Source organism: Alistipes communis (genome assembly GCF_006542665.1).
GTDB lineage: Bacteria > Bacteroidota > Bacteroidia > Bacteroidales > Rikenellaceae > Alistipes > Alistipes communis.
In genome coordinates this window covers 2519854-2540192 of sequence record NZ_AP019735.1, presented here as the reverse complement: position 1 = coordinate 2540192, position 20339 = coordinate 2519854, and the positions used below count along the sequence as shown (strand labels likewise).

At 57.4% G+C, this 20339-nt stretch carries 13 protein-coding genes and 2 pseudogenes; 8 read left to right on the top strand and 7 right to left on the bottom strand.

The genetic code is table 11. The features are described 5' to 3' along the window. Positions 1 to 88 precede the first annotated feature (88 nt). The gene (locus tag FMF02_RS10325; protein WP_141413082.1) at positions 89 to 670 is read left to right on the top strand and encodes an RNA polymerase sigma-70 factor; all 582 of its coding nucleotides are present in this window, start codon (positions 89 to 91) and stop codon (positions 668 to 670) included. Positions 671 to 731: 61 nt separating this feature from the next. On the opposite strand, the pseudogene FMF02_RS10320 reads toward FMF02_RS10325, so the two are convergent. Next, positions 732 to 959 (bottom strand): annotated as a pseudogene (locus FMF02_RS10320) (ABC transporter ATP-binding protein); the annotation flags it as partial. A gap of 534 nt (positions 960 to 1493) precedes the next feature. Here FMF02_RS10320 and FMF02_RS10315 point away from each other — a divergent pair. The 3 genes from FMF02_RS10315 to FMF02_RS10305 are packed head-to-tail and all read left to right on the top strand — an operon-like array spanning position 1494 to position 6277. Further along, on the top strand, positions 1494 to 3752 hold the full coding sequence (locus FMF02_RS10315; RefSeq protein WP_244611567.1) for a TonB-dependent receptor domain-containing protein: 2259 nt from the start codon (positions 1494 to 1496) through the stop codon (positions 3750 to 3752). Positions 3753 to 3767: 15 nt separating this feature from the next. Next, positions 3768 to 5144, top strand: coding sequence for a DUF4374 domain-containing protein (locus tag FMF02_RS10310; RefSeq protein WP_141413080.1), 1377 nt, complete (start codon positions 3768 to 3770; stop codon positions 5142 to 5144). Positions 5145 to 5161: 17 nt separating this feature from the next. After that, positions 5162 to 6277 (top strand): PepSY-associated TM helix domain-containing protein, encoded by a 1116-nt coding sequence (locus tag FMF02_RS10305; RefSeq protein WP_141413079.1) that lies wholly within the window; start codon positions 5162 to 5164, stop codon positions 6275 to 6277. A 657-nt stretch (positions 6278 to 6934) separates the two neighbouring features. On the opposite strand, the gene FMF02_RS10300 is transcribed toward FMF02_RS10305, so the two are convergent. The 4 genes from FMF02_RS10300 to FMF02_RS10285 all read right to left on the bottom strand — a co-directional run bounded on the left by FMF02_RS10300 (position 6935) and on the right by FMF02_RS10285 (position 10834). After that, entirely contained in the window at positions 6935 to 7378 is a 444-nt protein-coding gene (locus FMF02_RS10300) for a PepSY-like domain-containing protein (RefSeq protein WP_141413078.1), read from the bottom strand. 294 nt (positions 7379 to 7672) lie between these two features. After that, positions 7673 to 8065, bottom strand: coding sequence for a hypothetical protein (locus FMF02_RS10295; RefSeq protein WP_141413077.1), 393 nt, complete (start codon positions 8063 to 8065; stop codon positions 7673 to 7675). Positions 8066 to 8422: 357 nt separating this feature from the next. Continuing rightward, complete coding sequence (locus tag FMF02_RS10290) at positions 8423 to 9307, bottom strand: fimbrillin family protein (protein ID WP_141413076.1); 885 nt, start codon at positions 9305 to 9307, stop codon at positions 8423 to 8425. A gap of 21 nt (positions 9308 to 9328) precedes the next feature. Continuing rightward, a complete protein-coding gene (locus FMF02_RS10285; protein WP_162502296.1) occupies positions 9329 to 10834 on the bottom strand; it encodes an IdeS/Mac family cysteine endopeptidase in 1506 nt (501 codons plus the stop codon). Between the two features lie 58 nt (positions 10835 to 10892). Between FMF02_RS10285 and FMF02_RS13910 the strand changes: the two are divergent. Next, positions 10893 to 11081: pseudogene (locus FMF02_RS13910) on the top strand (ParA family protein); the annotation flags it as partial. Between the two features lie 167 nt (positions 11082 to 11248). Here the strand turns inward: FMF02_RS13910 and FMF02_RS10280 are convergent. Together FMF02_RS10280 and FMF02_RS10275 are read right to left on the bottom strand one after the other, a co-directional pair. After that, a complete protein-coding gene (locus FMF02_RS10280; protein WP_141413074.1) occupies positions 11249 to 12205 on the bottom strand; it encodes a PorV/PorQ family protein in 957 nt (318 codons plus the stop codon). Positions 12206 to 12216: 11 nt separating this feature from the next. Continuing rightward, entirely contained in the window at positions 12217 to 14940 is a 2724-nt protein-coding gene (locus tag FMF02_RS10275) for a S8 family serine peptidase (RefSeq protein ID WP_244611566.1), read from the bottom strand. Between the two features lie 209 nt (positions 14941 to 15149). Here FMF02_RS10275 and FMF02_RS10270 point away from each other — a divergent pair, with 209 nt between their 5' ends. From FMF02_RS10270 to FMF02_RS10260, 3 genes are read left to right on the top strand one after another with little or no spacing between them, the layout of a single operon-like run. After that, the gene (locus FMF02_RS10270; protein ID WP_244611565.1) at positions 15150 to 18194 is read left to right on the top strand and encodes a SusC/RagA family TonB-linked outer membrane protein; all 3045 of its coding nucleotides are present in this window, start codon (positions 15150 to 15152) and stop codon (positions 18192 to 18194) included. A 4-nt stretch (positions 18195 to 18198) separates the two neighbouring features. Next, positions 18199 to 19611 carry a RagB/SusD family nutrient uptake outer membrane protein gene (locus FMF02_RS10265; RefSeq protein WP_141413073.1) on the top strand — a complete coding sequence of 471 codons (1413 nt, stop codon included), beginning with the start codon at positions 18199 to 18201 and terminating at the stop codon, positions 19609 to 19611. Positions 19612 to 19623: 12 nt separating this feature from the next. After that, on the top strand, positions 19624 to 20307 hold the full coding sequence (locus tag FMF02_RS10260; RefSeq protein ID WP_141413072.1) for a DUF4843 domain-containing protein: 684 nt from the start codon (positions 19624 to 19626) through the stop codon (positions 20305 to 20307). Positions 20308 to 20339: the final 32 nt, after the last annotated feature.

The following is a 20339-nucleotide window of genomic DNA, read 5'->3' as shown; positions in this document are numbered from 1 at the left end:
AAATCCCAAATACAGGGGGGGGGTGCTACCATTAAGAAAAATATTATAACTTTGACCCAACAAACTCGCGACGCAGTATCCCCGAAAAATGAATCCCGATACGGAAATATTCAACAGGCTCTACGTCAGATACCGGAGTAATTTCATCGCCATTGCCCGGTCATATGTAGAAGATACTGCCGTAGCCGAAGATATCGTCACGGATTCTTTCGTCTCCTGGTGGCTCCGCAGGAATACGCTTCCCGAAAATACCGATCCCCGGAGATACGTCGTAGGAACGATCAAAAAACAGTGTCTGGAACACCTGCGCTCCCGTCAGATACAAACCCGGGCTCACAAAAACCTTCGGGATACCAACGCTCGTATGCTGGCGTATCATCTCGCCAGTCTGGAAAACAATACGACCGAAAATCTACACGCGGAAGAAGTCGTCGAAATCTTGCGCAGGCAGCTGGAAGCGATGCCTGCCCTGATGCGGGATATTTTCATCGCCAGTCGCACCGAAGAACTGAGTCATAAGGAAATTGCAGCACGGTTCCATATTTCCGAACGCAGAGTAAAATACGAACTTAAAAAAGCATTGGACACATTGAAAGAGTCGTTCAGGGATTATTTGCCGGCATTTTTCATCCTTTGGGCTATCGACCTGCTGATGCAAGACTACCGTTGAATCCGATCGAGGAGAGCCGCCCCGTATCGGCCTCAATTCATTCATATAAAACGGTTTCCACTCCCGAAGCACCGAAGAGGGCCGTCAGCGTATTCCTCGGGAACACGATGGAAACATCTTGCAGCGCCTTCTTGTCCTGATAGGCGAACGACACATGCTCGAACCGTATGTCGCCGGCGGCCGGCGCCTGCCGTTCGCCTTCCATCTCCGGCTCGTTCACCAGCGCGAGAGTACGCCCTCCGGCAATGGAGAAGTAGCGGAACGCCGCAAAGCCGGTCAATAAATGCGTCGCGGACTTCTCCGAGGTACGTCTCCGAGCATCCCGGCATAGGCTCGTGCTCTTCCGATGGCTCCTTTCCCGTCTTTTGCGTCACCATGAAACTTCACCCGTGAGCGGGTCTCGTCCTCGTTCATTGCCCTCTCCTTGCTTTTCCTCACCGGAACTTTTCAGGCCGGGTTCGAAAGCATCGACTTTTTCAGGGAAAGACAGAGACGCTCTTTCCCGAAACGGCCTCTTAATCCGAGGTGAAAGAGGAGTCACACAGAACATACTTTATTCAGAAAAAAGAGAAAATCATCGGGAAAAGCTATGCTTCAAGACGAGATATGGTAATGATATACCTAAAAAAAGCGATTGACGATATTTCGTCGTCATCCTAATTTTGCGGCGTATTTTTTAATATTAAAACGAAAGATGGGTAAAATCAAAACAGCGCCTATTTCCACCATACTGTGTCTAATATGCTGCGTGAATGCAAATGCCCAGATTATCAGAGGAAAAGTGGTCGACGACACCACTCGCGAACCGCTGAATCGTGCAGCCGTGGAGATACGCTCTTTCGGGGACGACGCCTACATAGCAGGAGGTTCCACCGATGCGAAAGGAGAGTTTGAGCTCCGCCTGAAAGAAACGTATTCCAAAATTCGGGTCTCCGTTACCTTCCTGGGATATAAGCCGGTCCAGAAAGTATATGTCCCCGATGAAAGCCGCGATTATCTCGACTTCGAGATGCAGGAGGAATCCCATACCATGGACGAGGTGGTGGTAAAGGGGCTGAGTCCGGCGGAAAGAGTGCAGCGGCTGGCCTATAACGTATCGCTGGTGGAAACGGCCAAGCTGAAAAACACGACGATGGATCTGTCCAATGTCATCGACAAGATCAGCGGGGTGAAAATCCGCTCCACGGGAGGCGTGGGTTCCGAAGCCAACGTCACCCTGAACGGCTTTTCCGGACGCCACGTGAAAATCTTCATCGACGGAGTGCCGATGGACGGCATGAGTTCGGCTTTCGGGCTGAACAACATTCCGGCCGGTTTGGCCAAGCGTGTGGAGGTATACAAGGGCGTCGTGCCTATCGAACTGGGCGGCGACGCGCTCGGCGGAGCCATCAATATCGTCACGGACAACAGCCGGCGCACCCGGGTCAGCGCTTCCTATTCGTTCGGTTCGTTCAACACCCACAAGACCAACGTTTATGCGGAACATACCTCGAAGAAGGGTCTCTATGTCTCGCTGAATGCCTACCAGAACTACTCGGACAACGATTACAAAGTCAATATCGACCACTACACCAAGTTCGGCGAAACCGGCAACAGCGTAGTCTACGAGGATCTCGTAGTCCGCCGGTTCCATGCCAAATACCACAACGAGGCCGCAATTCTGAAAGTCGGCGTCGTCGACAAACCGTGGGCGGACCGCCTGCTTTTCGGTTTCACCGGAGGCTACGAGTACAAGCAGACCCAGAACGCCTCCAACATGAACTGGGTGTACGGAGCGCGCTACACCACGGCCAACACGCTGATGCCGCAGCTGACTTACGAAAAGAAGTTCAAGGTGTTGAAGGGGCTGCACGTGTCGTTGAACGGAAATTATAATTTCGGTCAGTCCTACGCGGCCGACACGGCCCGTTGCAACTACAACTGGCTGGGAGAAAAGAGTAAACCCAAGAGCGCTCCGGGAGAGCTGGCCTATACCAAATACCGTTATCGCGACAACAACGGCGCAGCCAACTTCCGTATGGCCCTTTTCCCCGCGGACGGCCATTCCGTATCTTTGAGTACCACCTTCACCTCTTTCTCCCGTTCGGGCAAGGACGAAACCCAGCCCACGCCCGAATACGAGCATCCCCAGCAGAGCATGAAAGCGGTTACGGGGCTGAGTTACAAATACGATTACAAGGGCAAATGGAACACCTCCGTTTTCGTGAAGAATTACCTGAACCATCTGGAAGCCTATCTCGATCCGGACGGCGGAAGCGACTATCGGGATTTCAGCAACACCTCCTCATATTGGGGCGGAGGTTTGGCCAGCACCTACTTCTGGGGGCAGCACGTGCAGCTGAGGCTTTCGTATGAGTATGCGCTCCGCCTGCCCACCAGCCGCGAACTGTTCGGTACGGGAGACGACATCGAACGGGGAAATTCGAGCCTGAAGCCGGAAACGAGCAACAATATCAACGTCGGCGTTACAGCCAGCCCGATAGACGCGGGCAACCATCGCCTGACGATAGACGCGGCCTTCCAGTACCGCGAGATAGACGACTATATCCGGCGAACCACGAACAACGACAACGGACGCGCCTCTTCGAAGAATGACGGCGGAGTCCGCAACCTCGGCGGAGATTTCGGCATCCGCTATGCGTTCGCCGATCTTTTCTTCATCGGCGGAAATTTCAGCTATATCGACATGCGGAGCATGACCAGATACGTGACGGGCACGCAGCGGGAGAGTAAAAACTACAAGGAACGTATTCCGGCCATTCCCTATATGTACGGCAACGCAGAGGCCGGAATCACGCTGCGCGATGTTTTCCTGAAAGGAGCCACGCTGGATATTCATTACATGATGAATTACATACGGCAGTTCAGCTACGAATGGAACACCTACAACAACCCCGAACTGGATGTGCCTACCCAGTTCTCGCACGATCTTTTCGTGAGCTACAATTTCGGCAGGAAGTCGGAGTTCACGGTCTCGGCCGAGTGCACCAACATCTTCAACGCCCGCCTGTACGACAACTTCAAGATGCAGAAGCCGGGACGCGCCTTCGCCGTCAAATTCGGATATAATTTCCTTAAATAACAAATACAAGTGCAAATGAGAACCGATTTCAAATTTTTCAGCTTAGCTTTGTGCGTATGCGCTCTGGGAGCGTGCAGCGACGATGACTCCGATTCGACCGGGACGGGCGGCAGCGGCAGTTCCGATAAGCAGTACGTGGTAATGAGCGGATCGGGAGAGAACAACGGCGCATACTTGCAGACGACCGACGATCCGACGACCGGCACGCTCGACCCTGCAAATCCCGACGGGCGCATCTTTTTCAGCGGGAACAATCCGGACTTCGTAAATTATAACAACGAGATCCTCATCGGCATGAACTACCCGTCGCAGGGAGGTTCTTCTTCGGACTACATCACGATGGCCTGGAAGCTGGTGGACGGAAAGCTGACCCAGCACGGAGGCGGCGTAGCTCTGGACGGAGACGTGAAGGCACGCGGTATCTTCAAGAACTACCTGATCGGCATGTCCGACCAGGCTACCGACTACGACCACTACGAACGTGTGAAGTTCATCGAGTTGAACAGCTTCGGCGCAGCCGTAGTGGACGGAATAATCGACTGCGACGACATGTCCAAGGAACCGCAGAGCCAGATGGAAGGCGAAACATGGGGCGTGGGCGACATCGCCGAGTTCGGCGACTATGTGCTGCTCTCATACAGTACCAAGCATCTGGTAAAAGACGGGGCCAGCGGCGCCAAAGCGAAAGCGACTTACAGTACGGATTTGGCAAACAACCTCTATTTGGGCGTATATGAATTCGACCCCACCGACGCGGACAAGGAATACCTGAAATACCAGAACATGATTGTCCGCAAGAGTGAGGATCATGTCGGCGAGGAGGCCGGACAGATCAAAGGCAATCTGCGTTCGCGCACGGAGACCGGCATCGAAGTGTTGGGCGACGAGATTTACCTGTTCTGCCAGGGCTCCAAAAACTCCGGCAAGGATTATCCCGACGTTCCGTCGGCCGTATTGCGCATCAGCGGCAACAGTATTCAGAACGGCAAACCGGTGGCTATCGACGACGACTATTATGTGAATCTGACCGAAGTGACCGGACACTACATGTGGAAATGTTTCTACATCGGCGGCAACAAGTTCTGCCTGCAACTCTATACCGAAAAAGGAACGGCAGGGTTCGTGGAAGGATCGCACAAGGCCTTCGGTATCTTCGACGTGAAGACCGAGCAATATACTCCGGTCACCGGCCTGCCCGATGCGAACCTGATCTACGATATTGCTCTGGCATACGCCGCGGATACGGACAACAACACCATTACGTTCGAAGTGGAGACTACCGACAGCCAGCTGCCGGCCCTCTATACCATCGGCAAAGACGGGGTGGCTAAACGCGGTATGGAAGTCGACACGGAATCGATCAAAGGTGTAAGCCTGTTGAAGCAGAAATAAACACTCCGTCGTGCACCATGAACAAGGTATTTCGGAAAATACATCTCTGGCTCTCTGTCCCCGTCGGGTTGATAATCACGGTTATCTGCCTCACGGGGGCAGCCCTCGTTTTCGAGCGGGACATAACGGAAAGCCTCGATCCCGAACTTTACAAGGTCACGTACACGGAAGGGAACGCTCCGCTGCCGCCGTCCGAACTGGTCGCCGCTATCCGCCGGCAGGTTCCGGATTCGCTGGAACTGCTCTCCCTGCAACTGCCCGGCGAACGGGATGGCGTCTGCATGGCGACATTCAAGGGTACGGGAAAGCGTTCGCTGAGCGTGAACCCCTATACCGGAGAGGTGAACGGGTGGACCAAGAGCTACCCTTTCTTCCAGACCATGCGCAAACTGCACCGGTGGCTGATGGACCCGCCTGCCTATAAAGGGGCGAAGTCAGCCGGCAAGGTTATCGTGGGTGTCACTACCCTCGTAATGGTTGTCATCCTCGTCTCCGGCGTCGCGATATGGGTTCCGCGTACCCGCAAGGCATTGAAGAACCGCCTGCTCGTGTCGTGTACGAAGGGATGGCGGCGCTTCTGGTACGACAGCCATGTTTCGCTGGGCATATATGCCACCCTGTTTCTGCTGGTCATGGCCCTGACCGGACTTACCTGGTCGTTCCAATGGTATCGCACGGCGGCTTACGGTCTGTTCGGGGTGTCGACGGCCCGTCCCGCCATGTCCGCTCCGCAACAGCGGGGCAAGGAGAAACAGGATAAAAAGCCGGAGTTCGATTATGCGGTATGGGACGCCGTGGTATCCGAACTGCAAGTCCGTTATTCCTCGTACGCCTCCATCTCGCTGACGGCAGGGAAGGCACAGGTAAACAAGCCCGGCAACATGCGCAGCAGCGATACGGCGGCATTCGACGCTCGAACGGGGGAGATCACGTCTGTAACGGCTTACGACGATATTCCCAGAGCACAGAAAATGAAGGGATGGTTCTATGCCTTCCACACCGGCTCCTGGGGCGGCATGACGACCAAGGCGCTCTACTTTCTGGCGGCCTTCATCGGCGGAATACTGCCTCTGAGCGGATATTATTTGTGGTTGAAGAAAAAAAGACGGTCTTCGAGAAAAAAGGAGCTGTAACCTGTCTTTTAACGGGGAGACGGCCCCTGAGTTCGAAAGATTCATTCCGTCGCTCCAATTCCGAAGCGGGCAGCCTGTTTCTTAGCAAGGCCGAATGGCAAAAACTCGGTTTCGTCTTTTAGTCGATTACGGTACGCCACCGCCGGTTTCCGGCGACACTACCGGTAGGATTCTGACTGATAGAAACCTCCGGCAGATTACCTGACAGACTCATCCCGGCTGCGGTTCTCTCAGCCGGGATGGATTTTTACATGCCGGAGTACATCCGCTGATTGCATGATGCGACCGCACTGTCTATTGTCAGAAAGACAGCGTTTTCCCGATACCCGAGGTCGTAGCGCTCGATGCGCCGCCTTTCGGTGCGTTCCTTACAAGGGGCCTTGAACCCACGAATTGCAAATGCAAACCCGAACAAGCAATATGAGAAGTCGTTTTCCATAGGACAGACCGTATTCCGGTCTGCAAAATCAAAAAAACGCCGGAAGAATCCGAAAACTCTCCCGGCGGCCCTCATCAACGAATCTAAAACGGATTTTTCATTCAGCGGTTGTACTCAGTGCGGAATACATCCTACCGTCTTCGTCCATCGCAGCCCATGACCGACGACACCGCTGCCGAAGGCCGCTATCACGATGACTCGATTCGTGTATTCGATGCTCAATCGTCGATGTCTATAACGTTGAATTGATTGTCGAATTTGATCTCCAAACCGTTCGACAACTCCACCTCCCACGTGTAGGCGTTGCGGTCGATCTGACGGATGAACTGCCCGGGATAGTTGCTTCCGGAAACGAAGGTTTGGATAGGCTGCGGGACGATGGATGCAGGAACAGGGCTGTATTTGCGCCCGACGCTTTCCCACTGCCCGTCGCTGCGGAATTCGACCTCCGTACGGTCGGTGTAGACCACCTCGTACTCTTTGCCCGTGTATTTCTGCTCCTCGACGGCATATGCCACCGTGAGATCCTTGAAATGCGCGGAGAGGAACTCCTGCGCCGCCTGCGGGAGCTTGTCCACGCTCGTGGGCTTTTCGCGGCCGTCGGCATACGCCGCTCCAAACATCGTCGTCATAAGGAACAGGGTCAAAAATGTCTTTTTCATCGTTCTTTCTGTTTATTAGTTAGACAATCTCTCGCTGCAAATATTGCCCCTGATTTTGAAAGGAATTTGAAATACGACAATTTATATAACCGTCTGCAAAAAAAACAATGCGGCCGAAGGTCAGAAGCGGCCCCCGAAACAGCGTTTCAGGGAGGGGGGGGGCAGACGTCGGGAAGGCCCCCGCGGTATAGGCGGACAACGGAAATGCCTGCTGGCAAGACTTCTTCTCCGGCAGGCATTTCCGCTACGTGCGAGGCCGCATTACTTCTCGGAATGGCTGCGGAAATACACCTCTCAGGCGTCCTGACCTATGGTGCAGACCTCGATCCGCTGAATCGGCATATAGCTGCCCGGCACGCTGCTTTCGGTATACGTGCCTCCGTCTTCCAGACAGACGATCTCCATGTAGAGGAGGCCGATGTGCTCGCCGCCTGCCGTTCCGGAATGTTGACTGAAATCGTTCGGATTCACATAGCAGACTCCTTTGACATATCCCTCGTCGTCATAGTCCGCACCCCAGACGACGTGCTGGTGTATTTTTCCTGCGGAGGCATGTCCCGTCCGATGGCCATATCTTCCTCGAAGGCTCTGGTGATGAACTCGGCGAAGGCCTCGCGGGAAACGGCCTAGCGTCCGCCGGTGGGTACCTTTGAACTTTTCGCTGGCGCCGCCGACGTTTTCGTCCACGATATGCCAGACATATTTGCAGCCAACGGCGGACATCGGCTCACTCGGCTGGCTGAAAATAAAACCGTTCTTTTAGCAATTTCAGGCGTAAGCCTTTTATCGCGTCTTCAAAAATCGGGGTTTTCATAAAATTTAGGAATTATTTTACCATATCCAATTTTTTCGCCACATTTACGAAATACAGCGATCCGAAGCGGCTGTACGGTTCTTATCGCTATCTGCCGTATTTTTTAAAGCCGAAATTGACGATTTTTTCAAATCTGCATTTTTCAGTCAAGAACAGTTCAACAAATAAGCGGGGCCGGAATTTAACTTCCGGCCCCGCCTGTCTGAATTCGTCTATCCGATTCCTGTCCGTTACATGGAGATATCCCCGTCGACGGTTCCCTGATCTTCCCAGCCGCCGATCTGGGAGCCTTCCACGACGATACCATCCTTGCCGAAAGTCAGGTTCAGCGTCAGGCACTTGCCGCCGTCGAGCGCGGCGGGAATCTCCTGCGTCGCATTCTTCAACACCTCGTTCAGTCCGGCGAGCGTGTGCTCTACGGTCTTGCCTCCGATCTCGATTTTGAGCGTCACCTCTTCCGAGGTCTGCGGCACGAGAAGGAAACGGACGGCCTTGCCCGCGGCTTCGAATGCAGCCGTCTTGTCGGCGGTCTTGCTTACCGTCGCGGCAGCCATGTTCACCTCGCAGGAGGACTTCGCCGTGCAGGTGGTCTTCACCGCTTCGAGCTGCTCCTGCGTATAGGTGCCGTCCGAAGCGTAGTTGATCGCCAGCTTGTGCATAGCGTGCTTGAACGCCAGATTCACCTTCGTGTCGGCGCTCTTGGAGACCTTCATAGCCGGAGCCAGCAACAGGTCCTTGTCCGCGGCGGTCGAGAGGTCGAAGGTGAATTCGGAGCCTTCGGCCGACTCGGGTGCCGGATAGCAGCCGGCGAAGGAGGCTTCGGTCGTACCCGAAGGCAGGCCTAGGTCTTCCCAGTAAAGCGCGGCCCCGCCGATCGTGTACTCTTTCCGCACGGCCTTGCCGCCGCCCGTGACCGTCAGGGCGATCTTGTCGCCGTCCTGGAAATAACCCGAACCGTCCTCGTTCAGGTGCGGCGCGCGCGTCAGTGCGTCTATTGCGGTCACCACGGTGATTTCCTCCTTTCCTGCAGGGACACCTGCCCCGCTTTCATTCTTGTCGCAGGCAACGGCTGCACACAGCAATAGCACTACCATTCCCGACATGTTCCTTTTCATACTATTTTGTTTTTTGATTGTTTATATTTTGTCAAGCAATTTCCCGAACTCCCTTTCCCAGACATCTCGTCCCAGGTCGATTTCGTTCAACGCGTTGACAACCACCTGGCTCGTCCCCATGTAAACACCCGAGTCTCGGTATGTAATCTCCCTGCGAATCAATCTGTGACGTTGGCTCGTCTGATCTTCGATTCCTATGATTTCAAAATCGAAATGGTCGTTGTTGTCCACATAGTAAATTGCAGACACATATCCCGTATCGTCGAACTCCGCTCCCCAAATCACCATGGCATGCGCTCCCCCGTAGGGGTCGCCGATATCGAATCCGAGAGCTCGGTCATGTTCAAAGGCATCTTTGACGATTCTGTTGAAATTGTCTTTCCTCAACGATTTGTAATTCGTAGCCACATCGTGATCGAACAACTTGCTGAAATAACCCCCGAAGTTGTCATACACCCCCTGGCTGTTAGCCGGCACTCCCGACGTTCCCGCAATGAACCAGTTCACGCCATAATGAGCCGAACCTCCGACATTGCGGCATGTTTCGCGGAAAAAGTCGAACACTTCGCTGTCTTCCTTATCCGAAAACACATATGACGGACGAGGATATTTCGGCCACGGATCCACTCCGTACTTTTCATCGTACATTTTAATGTACTCACGATTGTGATACATCCACCAATGTATCAGGTTCGATGCGGATGCGGCCCAACACATGTTCCAGTCCTCATAACCCGGACGCGACGAACCCATTTCAGGATTGTTCTTGTCGCAGTCGTACCATCCGTAGCCCGTCTGCCAGTTGAAATACTCCCGTCCTGAGGCACGGAACCATTTGCCCGAAGGGAATTTATCGAGAACGGGGCTTACCTCAGGAACCGTATCCTCGCCATTGCGGGGATAGTCCAACCCGTCGACGCCATAAACCCAATGAATCGTATTGGCATAAGCCGGATCGGGGGTTCCTGGGTCGGGTTCGGGCTCCGGACCGGGCTCCACATTCCCGTCCGTCAGGCGCAGGTCGAGCGTCGTAGTTTTGCCCGCTTCGAACGATTTCGAACCGCCGATCTGATTCGGAGCCTTGTACGTTATCGTCTTCCCTCCGGCATGGATGCGCAGCCAGCCGTCGCCCGAAGTGTAGGGCGCGACCGCATGGATGTGCCGGTTCTCCTCCGGACGGACGTCCTCGCGGGCCGGATAGTAGGCCGAAATTTTGCCGTCGCCCAAGTCGCTCTTTTTCAGTTTCGGCCTCCACGCGCCGTTCTCACGTGTAAGAACGAAATGCTGCGAGGGCGAGCCGAATACATAGAGACCGATCCGGTCGCCGTCTTCGAACTCCCCGCTTCCGTCCTCGCCGATCGCGGCCCGCGCGGCGGACAGATCGAACACGAATTCCACCTCTCCGTCGGGAGCGGCGCCGAGACCCTCGGTCGCAGGATCGCTCTCGCTGCATCCGGCCATAAGAAGAGCCGCCCCCCAAAGGAGCAGGACGGTCTTTCGTAGGATGTCCTCAAACAATCTGCTCATGATATTATCCATAGAACTCTGCGACTAAAATCCCTCTCCCTTCCAAACGGATTGCTTCCGCAGCGAAGGGTCGATCTACACCATTTCTCAGATGTATTGCGTCTTCGTACCCCTAAAAGCACGTAATATCGTCATGCAAAGCGCACTGCAATTTACCGAGGCTCTCGACGAGGAACCGGTTCAAAAACAGAACTGCGACCTGAAAGGAATCCATCCGTTCCGGAATATGCCCGACCGCAGGGAACGCACGGTATTTACCAACGTCGTTCCTAAATCAGACAGAACGACAGTAAAACGCTCTCGCACCGAGCCCATATAAGATTACAGCAAGTCCGAAACTTTATGCCGGGGCCGGAGTTTACCCTCTTATTTCCGTCCGGGATTTTCAATCAAAAAACACTTCCGAAGCTCGCATTACCAATTGAATAGTACGGAGAGTATCCACGTATTGCGCAAGGGGGATGAACTTCCGGCCAACAGATAAGCGGCGTCCGCCGCGACATATTTCCATCGAAGGCCGGCGCCGGCCGAGCCGTAGCGGTATTCTCCCGTACTGCGATCCCCCATGCGGTAACCTCCTCGCAGGGCGAGTATTCCGAAACAACGGTATTCGGCACCGAAACTTCCTGACCAGGCGCGGAGTTCCGAGGGCCGCAGGCGGTATTCGGTTTCGGCGGTCAGTGTCAGGCCGTGCGCTTCCGAAAGACCGAGTTCCGCGGCTGCGCCCGCCTTCAACACCCACGGCAGCTGACGGTTTCCTGCGCCGTAGTCGAGGGCGCCACCGACGTTGGCAGCCTGAAAACCGAACGTCACTCGGTGCGAAGCGGCCACTGCATGCCGGTAAAAGAGTCCGGCATCGACGGCGAACGTCTGTGCAACGTCGTCCGCTCCGGGCTCCGAACGGACGTAACGCGCCGTAAGGGCCACGGACAATCCTTCGGCAACCGTTCGGGAGTAGCCGACGTCGAAGGCCATGTCGTGCGGTTCCAGCCGTCCGAGCACGTTGCCCTCTTCGTCGGTTCGTTCCGAACCGTATTGCGAGAAATAGCGGAAGGAGGCTGAAACGGCCTGTTTGCCGTCGGGTTTGAAATAGACCGCCGCCGTGTGCAGAGCCGTTCGGGGCGTCAAGTCGCGCATCCACGGCAGATAACTGTAACCGGCGCCGAAGCGCTCCTCCGAGAAAGGCAGCTGCGCCGCGTTGCGGAGGGCCGAAAAAACATCGGCGGAGAGTGCGACGCCCGCACCGCCCATCGCCGCGCTGCGGGCGTCCGGAACGACGGACAGGAAGGCGGCGGCGTTTTGAGCCGTACCGGCGAGCGGTACCGCAAGCAGAGCCGCTGCGATGAGTATGTTGCGAAAAAAGGACTGCATCTTTTCAGGGTTTAGAGTTTGACGATGGAGCGCGTGAGCGAACCGCCTTCGTATCGCAGTTCGATCGTATAGGTTCCGCCCCCGAGCGACGAGAGATCGACTACGGCGGGAGCGGTCGGAGCGATCCGTACTTCGGCGGCGAACGCCCTGCGTCCCGCAGCATCGTACAGTGCGACGCGCAACGCCCCTTCGACGTCGCGCCCCATGCGGATCGACAACCGGTCGCGGACGGGATTGGGATAAAGATCGACCTCGCGCGAATCGTCGCGGCACATCACGGCGAAGGTGTCGCGTCCCGCGAGACCGCCTTCGTCGGTCGCCACGACAGTCACCTCCGAACGGCCGTAACGCAGCGGCATGATCCGGTAGCCCGAAGCGACCGGTTGGAGATAGAGCATCTCCTCGTCGTATTCGAGCGCATAGGCAACCGTCCCGGGCACCTCGTCGTCGAAACCCTGCGACGGCGTGAACTCCGCCGTCTCCTGCATCGAACCGAGATAAACCGGCCGGAATCCGCCGGTGGCCACCGGCGGCTGGTCGGGCAGCAGCGTGAAATCGAAATCGGCCGTATCGGAAGCGCCGAAACTGTCGCTCACCGAGACATGCGCCGTATAGTTCCCCGGGATGCGTTTGTAATTGAAGATGTCGAGACAGAGGCGGTCGCCCTCCTTGCGGATCGCAACGGCGCCGGAAGGATCCTGCAACTCGCAGGTGAAACCGTGGCTGTCGGGATCCGAAACATGGTACCGCACCGTTTCGGTGCGGTTGTAACCGACCCGCACCTCCTCCATGCTCTCGAGGATCAGCGCAGGCGGCGTGTTGGCCGGCGTGCCGAAGGAAATGACCGTCGTCTCAGAACGATTGCCCCAAGGATCGACGGCGACGATGGCCACCGTGTAGCGCGTCTGTTCGGCGATATCGGTCAGCACGTAGGTGATCTCGTCGCCCGCCTGCTTGTCGCGCACGGGGATGACGACCGATTCCGCCCCCTCGGGCAGATCGTCGGGATCGGGATTTTCCAACGTTCCCACGCGCCACATCAGAATGAACGAATCGGCGCGTCCGTCATCGCCGTCGGCCGGAACGCTCCACGTCAGTTCGACCTCGCCCGCCGTGTCGCTGTGCCGCAGATCGGCGACGGGATCGGGATCGATGCCCCTGTCCATCGACACGGCCAGATAAGCGTCCACGAGTCCCGAACCCAGCCGTCCTTCGTAGTCGGGATTGTAACTGTCCACCTCGTGCACGCCCCTTTCCAGATAGGAACGCAGCTTGTCGGGCGTGAACCCTGGACCGCCGTATTTCGCCACGGCCAGCGCCGCGATGCCCGAAACGTGGGGACAGGCCATCGACGTCCCCTGCATGTAGCCGTAGGCGTTGCCCGGAAGGGTGCTGTACACGGCGTATTCATCGCCGTAACGCCCCTCGTACTTGTAGGAACCGCCCGGAGCGGCCACGTCGATCCACTCCGAAAAGTTCGAGTAATAGCTCTTGCGATAGTCGGGCGCCAATGCCGACACGGAAAGCACCCGCTCGTAACAGGCGGGATAGCTGCGGTAGTCGCGCTCCTCGTTGCCGGCCGCGAAGATCACGATGCCGCCCTTCATCGGCCCGACCTGCACGCCGTTCTCGTCGAGACCGGCGTATTCGATGAAATAGTCGATGGCATCCTTGGTGATTTCGGGCATCTCGTAGACGTTGGTGTATCCCCAGCTGTTCTGACTGATGACGGCTCCCGCGTCGGCGCCGTATTTGAGCGCCACGATCTCGTCGCCGTTGTCGTTCCGGTTCTCGGTGAACATCTGGCAGCTGATTACCCGCACGCCGGAGTGCCCGCCGCGACCGCCGGCGACACCGCAAACGCCGATACCGTTGCCGTTCTCGGCAGCGATCGTTCCAGCGACGTGCGTGCCATGTTCGACCGGCGTGATGCGGTTCGATCCCATCGGATAAGCAGAGGAATAGATGAAGTTCCAGCCGTAGATGTCGTCGACATAGCCGTTCCCGTCATCGTCCACACCCTCTTCGCCGTAGAGCTCGGCCCAGTTGCCGACATTGCCGATGAGGTCTTCGTGCGCATAGTCGATGCCTCCGTCCACGACCGCCACGACCACGTCGTTCGATCCGGCGGTCACCTCCCACGCCCGAAACAGATTGATGTCGGCTCCGGCGACGGCATCGGGCATCGATCCGTCGTTGGAATAGTGCCATTGCTTCGCAAGCCCCGGATCGTCGAACGGCAGCGAGGCGGTTCTCTTCGCGGCAGGCAACGGAGCCGCGACGGCCCGCTCGGGCCCGATACTCCGGATCGCATAGACCGGCTCGACGCACTCAATCCCTTCGAGCCGCGACAGATCGAGCGTCGCCCGCGTCACGGAACGCAGCGAATCGAACCAGACGTCGTACCAGCGATCCAGTCCGGCACGGCGCGTGCGCGCCTCGAAGCGGCCCGCCGGCGGGAAGACGCGCTGCATCCGCGTGACGCCGAGCGCCGCGATGGCGCGATCCAACGGCTCGGAACCCGTTTGCAGCCCGCTGCGGGTCTCGATGATCCGCTCCGGAACCTCTCCCTGTTTGAACTTGACGCGAAGGCGCCCCGTCGCCGCAGTTTCCCGCGACGGTTCCCCGACCGGCTGCGGCGCCTCCTCTCCGATCGGATCGGAGGCGCAGGCGGCCAGCAGAGACAACGCACAAAGGGCGATATGCAACCGGCTTTTCTTTTCGAATGAATGCATTTTATTATTTATTACGGTATAAAGGTCTGTCGATCGAAATCCATTGCAAAAATAGGAATCCTGCCCGTCGTATGCAGTCCCCATTTGTCGGGATTTATGCAGATCAAAATCCCTACATTTGACGATGGCGCATTCGGAGAGGTTGCCTTACCTTTGTCACACCGAATCGCAGAGGAGGGCCACAGCCCCTCCGCGTACCGAAAAACGATATGTCGCTTCGACCTCACATAACTTTTCTAACCCGCCTCGCAACGTTTCTGCCGCTCTTCGCAACGATCGCCGCATTCGGGCAGCAATCCGCAGGAACGTTCCGCATAGCGGGCAGCGTGACGGACTACGCCACGGGAGAGCCCGTCGTCGGAGCCAACGTCGTGGCTTACGACGCAGGCGGCCGTCCCCACGGCGCTGCGGTCGGGGCGGACGGACGTTTCGCATTCAACTGCCCGACGAAAGCCGCGACGCTGCGCGTCTCGATGCTGGGATATCGCAACGAGACGGTCAAACTCGTTCCGGGACGCACCGACTACGACATCCGCCTGAGAGAGGCGCCGTCCGACGTCGGAGAGGTCGTGGTGACGGGATTCGTCGACAAGAAACGGGAGAGTTACACGGGCGCCACGCATGTCATCCAGCGGCAGGAGATCGAGAACATGGTACACACCAACGTGCTGAACATCATTCAACTCCAAACGCCCGGCTTCGAGATCTTCGACGATATCGCCAACGGTTCGGATCCCAACAAGATTCCCGACATGGTGCTCCGCGGACGAAGCAGTTTCATCGAAGGCGACCAGACCAACGTCCCGCTCTTCATCCTCGACGGCACGGAGGTGGACATCTCCTACGTCTTCGACATGCCCTCGGACGACATAGAGTCGATCTCGGTGCTCAAAGACGCTTCGGCCACCTCGTTCTACGGTTCGAAGGCGGCCAACGGCGTGGTGGTCATCACCACCCGCCCTACGCAAGCCGGCAGGCTCCAAGTCAACTATTCGGGCAATTTCCAGGTCAGCATCCCCGATCTGTCGGACTACCGGCTGCTCAACGCACGCGAAAAGCTCGAATACGAACGTCAGGCCGGCGTCTACGGCGATTTCACGGGCAGCAGCAATACCGACGTCACCAACCAGAAATCCTACTACGAAAAACTCGACCGGGTCAACGCCGGCGTCAACACTGACTGGAAGCGAATGGCGCTGCGCACGGGATTCAACCACATCCATAATCTGATGCTCTCGGGCGGCAGCCAAGATTTCCGTTACAACGTGTCGGGCAGCTACAACTCCACGACGGGCGTGATGGACGAGTCGGACAAGCAGACGGCATCGCTGCGCATCAACCTCACCTACGGCGACATGAACAAGCTCTTCTTCCAAAACATCGCTTCGCTCACGCAGAGCGATTCGAACGACGTGCCCTACGGAAGCTTCTCGGACTACGTGTCGCTCAATCCCTACGATCGCCCCTACAACGACGACGGCTCGCTCAACAGCGTCCTCTCGTTCAATACGGCCAATCCGCTCTACGAAAAGTCGCTGAGCAGCTACATCCGCAACACGTCGGGCAGTTTCATCGACACGTTCCGCGTGCGCTGGAACATTCTCAAAGGGCTGCGCGTCGAAGCGTCGCTGTCGTACACCCAGACCAAGAGCGAAGGCGAGACCTTCTACTCGCCCCTCTCGCAACAGTTCAACAACACGATCGACGCGAACAAGAAGGGCAGTTTCGACGTATCCAACGGCACGACGCACAACCTGTCGGGAAACGCCTTCGCCGTCTACAACAAAGCATGGAACCGGCGAGGAGGAGACGCCTCCGACCTGCTCAGCCTCACGGCTGGATTCAACATCGAATCGACCCGTTCAGAAAGCCACTCTTTCTCGGCGCTGGGCATCCTTTCGGACAAACTCGAACACCCCTCGATGGCCACGGGATACGCCGAAAGCCGCCCGGGCGGCAGCGAAGACCGTTCGCGTATGCTCGGATTCTACGTCAACGCCAACTACATCTGGCACAACCGCTATTTCGTCGATCTCTCGTTCCGTTACGAGGGCTCCTCGAAATTCGGCGCCGACAACAAGTACGCCCCCTTCGGATCGCTGGGGCTCGGCTGGAACCTTCACAAGGAAAGGTTCCTCAAAGGGAGCGCCGTCTCGCTGCTCAAACTGCGCATGAGCATGGGTTACGTCGGCAACGCCGGATTCAGCCCTTATCAGGCGCAGCTGGCCTACCAATACAGCTCCTCGCTCCAATACAACGGCGGAATCGGCGCCGTGCCCGTCTCGATGGTCAACCCCCGTCTGAAATGGGAACGCAGTCTCAAACGCAATCTCGGCCTCGATTTCGGACTGTGGCGCGACCGCCTCAACGGCAGCGTCGACGTCTACTACGACACGACCAACGATCTGGTGATGGACATTTCCAAACCGGCGCATATCGGATTCACGAGCGCCAAGGAGAACCTCGGCAAGATCCGCAACAGCGGTATCGAACTGTCGCTGCGCGGGAACGTGCTGCAACGCAAACACACGAATCTGAACCTCTTCCTCAATCTGAGCCACAACCGCAACCGGATCGTCGAGATCAGCGACTACCTGAAAAACAAGAACGCCGAGAACGAAGCCAACGCCACCTCGTCGCTTCCGGCCGCCTTCTACGAAGAAGGCGAGTCGATGACGGCACTCAAAGTGATGCGCTCGGCGGGAATCAATCCGGCCAACGGCAAGGAGGTCTTCATCGACCGCGACGGCAATCCCACCTACGAATACGACTACCGCGACAAGTACGTCGCGGGCGACACGACCCCCGCCGTACAGGGATCGTTCGGACTCTCGATGAGCTGGCGCTCGTTCGACCTCTCGATGAATTTCGCCTACCGGCTCGGCGCGAGCATCTACAACCAGACCCTCGCCACGAAGGTCGAGGGCGCCTCCCCGACCTCCAACGCCGACCGGCGAGTATTCTACGACCGCTGGAAGGCTCCGGGCGACAAGGCGCGTTACAAGAACATCGCCAACCGCGAAACGACGCCTCCGACCGACCGTTTCGTGGCCACGGAGTATGCGCTCGAAGGCTCGTCGCTCAAACTCTCCTACACGCTGCCGGACGCCTTCTGCCGCTGGCTGCATCTGCGGCGCGTCCGCATCTCCGCCTCGACGGGCGACCTGTTCAACATCTCGACGATCCGCCGCGAACGCGGACTGGACTATCCGTTCGCCCGCGTCTTTCAGGCGTCGCTGACCGTAAATCTCTGATCCGATGGAACGCATCCCGATCCGCATAACCGCACTGCTGGTAATGACGACTCTCGCCGCCTGCGATTTTCTGGACATCGACACGCCGGGAATCGTCAACCGCGACAAGATGTTCGAGAACGAACAGGGATTCATCGACGCCATGAACGGCGTCTACGCCTCGATGGCCGACGCCGACCTCTACGGCGAACAGCTCTCGTTCGGATTCGTCGACGAAATCGCGCAACTCTACTACAACGACTACGAAGCCAACGAGACGACGCTGACCAAGACCTTCGACCTGCGCTACCGCGACGAAGACGTGCGCCCGCAGATCGACGCCATCTGGTCGAAAGCCTACAACACGATCGCCTCGGCCAACAGCGTGCTGGACAACATCTCCGGACACGACTTCGCAATTCTGCCGCGCATCCGCGGCGAAGCGCTGACCGTGCGCGCCTTCCTGCATTTCGACCTGCTCAGACTCTTCGCGCCCAACATCGAACGCGGCGACGAGCAGGCGATCCCCTACGTCGAGCATTTCTCGATCTCCCCTGTCGAACGGAGCACGGTGCGCGAGGTCTACGAACGCATCGTCGCCGACCTGACGGAGGCCTACGGACTGCTGCGGGATGCGCAGCCGGCTTCGGGGCGCACGCCCGAGGAGCTCTACGTCTCGCAATACGCCGCCGCCGCACTGCTGGCGCGCGTCTGCAACTGGGGCGGCGACCACGAAACGGCCGAACGCTACGCCCTCGAAGCGCTGAAAGGACCGTTCGCCTTCATTCGCGAGGAGCAGATCAAGAACCTCTTTCTGGGTTATACGGCACGCACGGAGTGCATCTGGGGACTGCACGCTCCCGACATGTATCTCGACGTCCGCAGCCGGCTCTACCCCACGCGGCTCACCGACGAACTCGACATGGTACGCGACAACTACCAGACGATCTTCCGCGTGTCGTCGTTCACGTCGACCAACAACGACTACCGTTACCAGAGCTATTTCACCCGCACCAAATGGGAGCACTCGGTGGTGTTGCTCACCAAGTTCTACGACAAATACTACGACGAGGAGCAGATCGTCCCTTCGGGGCGCATCCCGGGGCCGAATCTGGTGCGTCTGCCCGAGCTGTACTACATTCTGGCCGAATCGGTCTACGACCGCGATCCGGCCGCTGCGCTCGAATATCTGAATACCGTGGTGACGGCACGCGGCCTGCACCCGATCGAGGCGGCCGACATCGCCACGCCAGCGAGCTTCCGCGAAGAGCTTCTCAACGAGATCATGAAGGAGTTCTGGGGCGAAGGTCAGATTTTCGCCACCTACAAACGTTTCAACCTGCCGATGGAGGGCGTGAACGGCAAGGAGCACCCCGCCACCGACGACACCTACCTGCTGCCGCTCCCCGAAAGCGAGGAATCGGCGGGCATCGACTGAACCGAATACAAGATGAAACGCCGTACGCTAAGATACCTCGTTCCGGTGGCCGCGCTGCTCGCAGCGGCGGGTTGCGACTATAAGGAGAGCTTCCCCTACCAGGGCGACGAACTGATCGACTTCACGACCGATTCGCTCTACTTCTCCTTCGGCAAGGAACCCTTCTCGGTCACGGAAAAGACGATGGAAGTAGGCGTCGAGATCGTCGGATCGCCCGTGTCGCACGACCGCGGCTACCGCATCCGCATCGACCCGCTGCGCACGACGGCGCAGGCCGGACTGCATTACGACGCCCTCGAAGAAACGCGCACGATTCCCGCCGGGGCTTCGTCGACGACGATTCCCGTGCGCGTCCACCGGCTCGAACTCGAAGACGAGACGGTCTACACGCTGCGGCTGGAACTCGTCGAAACGGAGGATTTCCGTCTCGGTGTCATCGAAGGCCGCGCCGTGTCGGTCTGCTTCACCAACCGGCTCGACCAGCCCGACTGGTGGACGGAACTATCGCACTGGCTCGGTGAATACAACGTGCGCAAATATCAGAAATTCATCGAACTGTGGGGCAGCCCCATCACGAAGGAAGACATCGAGGAGAACAAATACGCCATCCTGCGCGTCTTCAAGGAGGTGAAACTCTATTTCGAGGAGAATCCCGTCTACGGGGTCACTTTCCCCGATGTGGAGTGGCCCGTCTGACCCCGCCCCGAACGATCCGACCAATGTTCAAC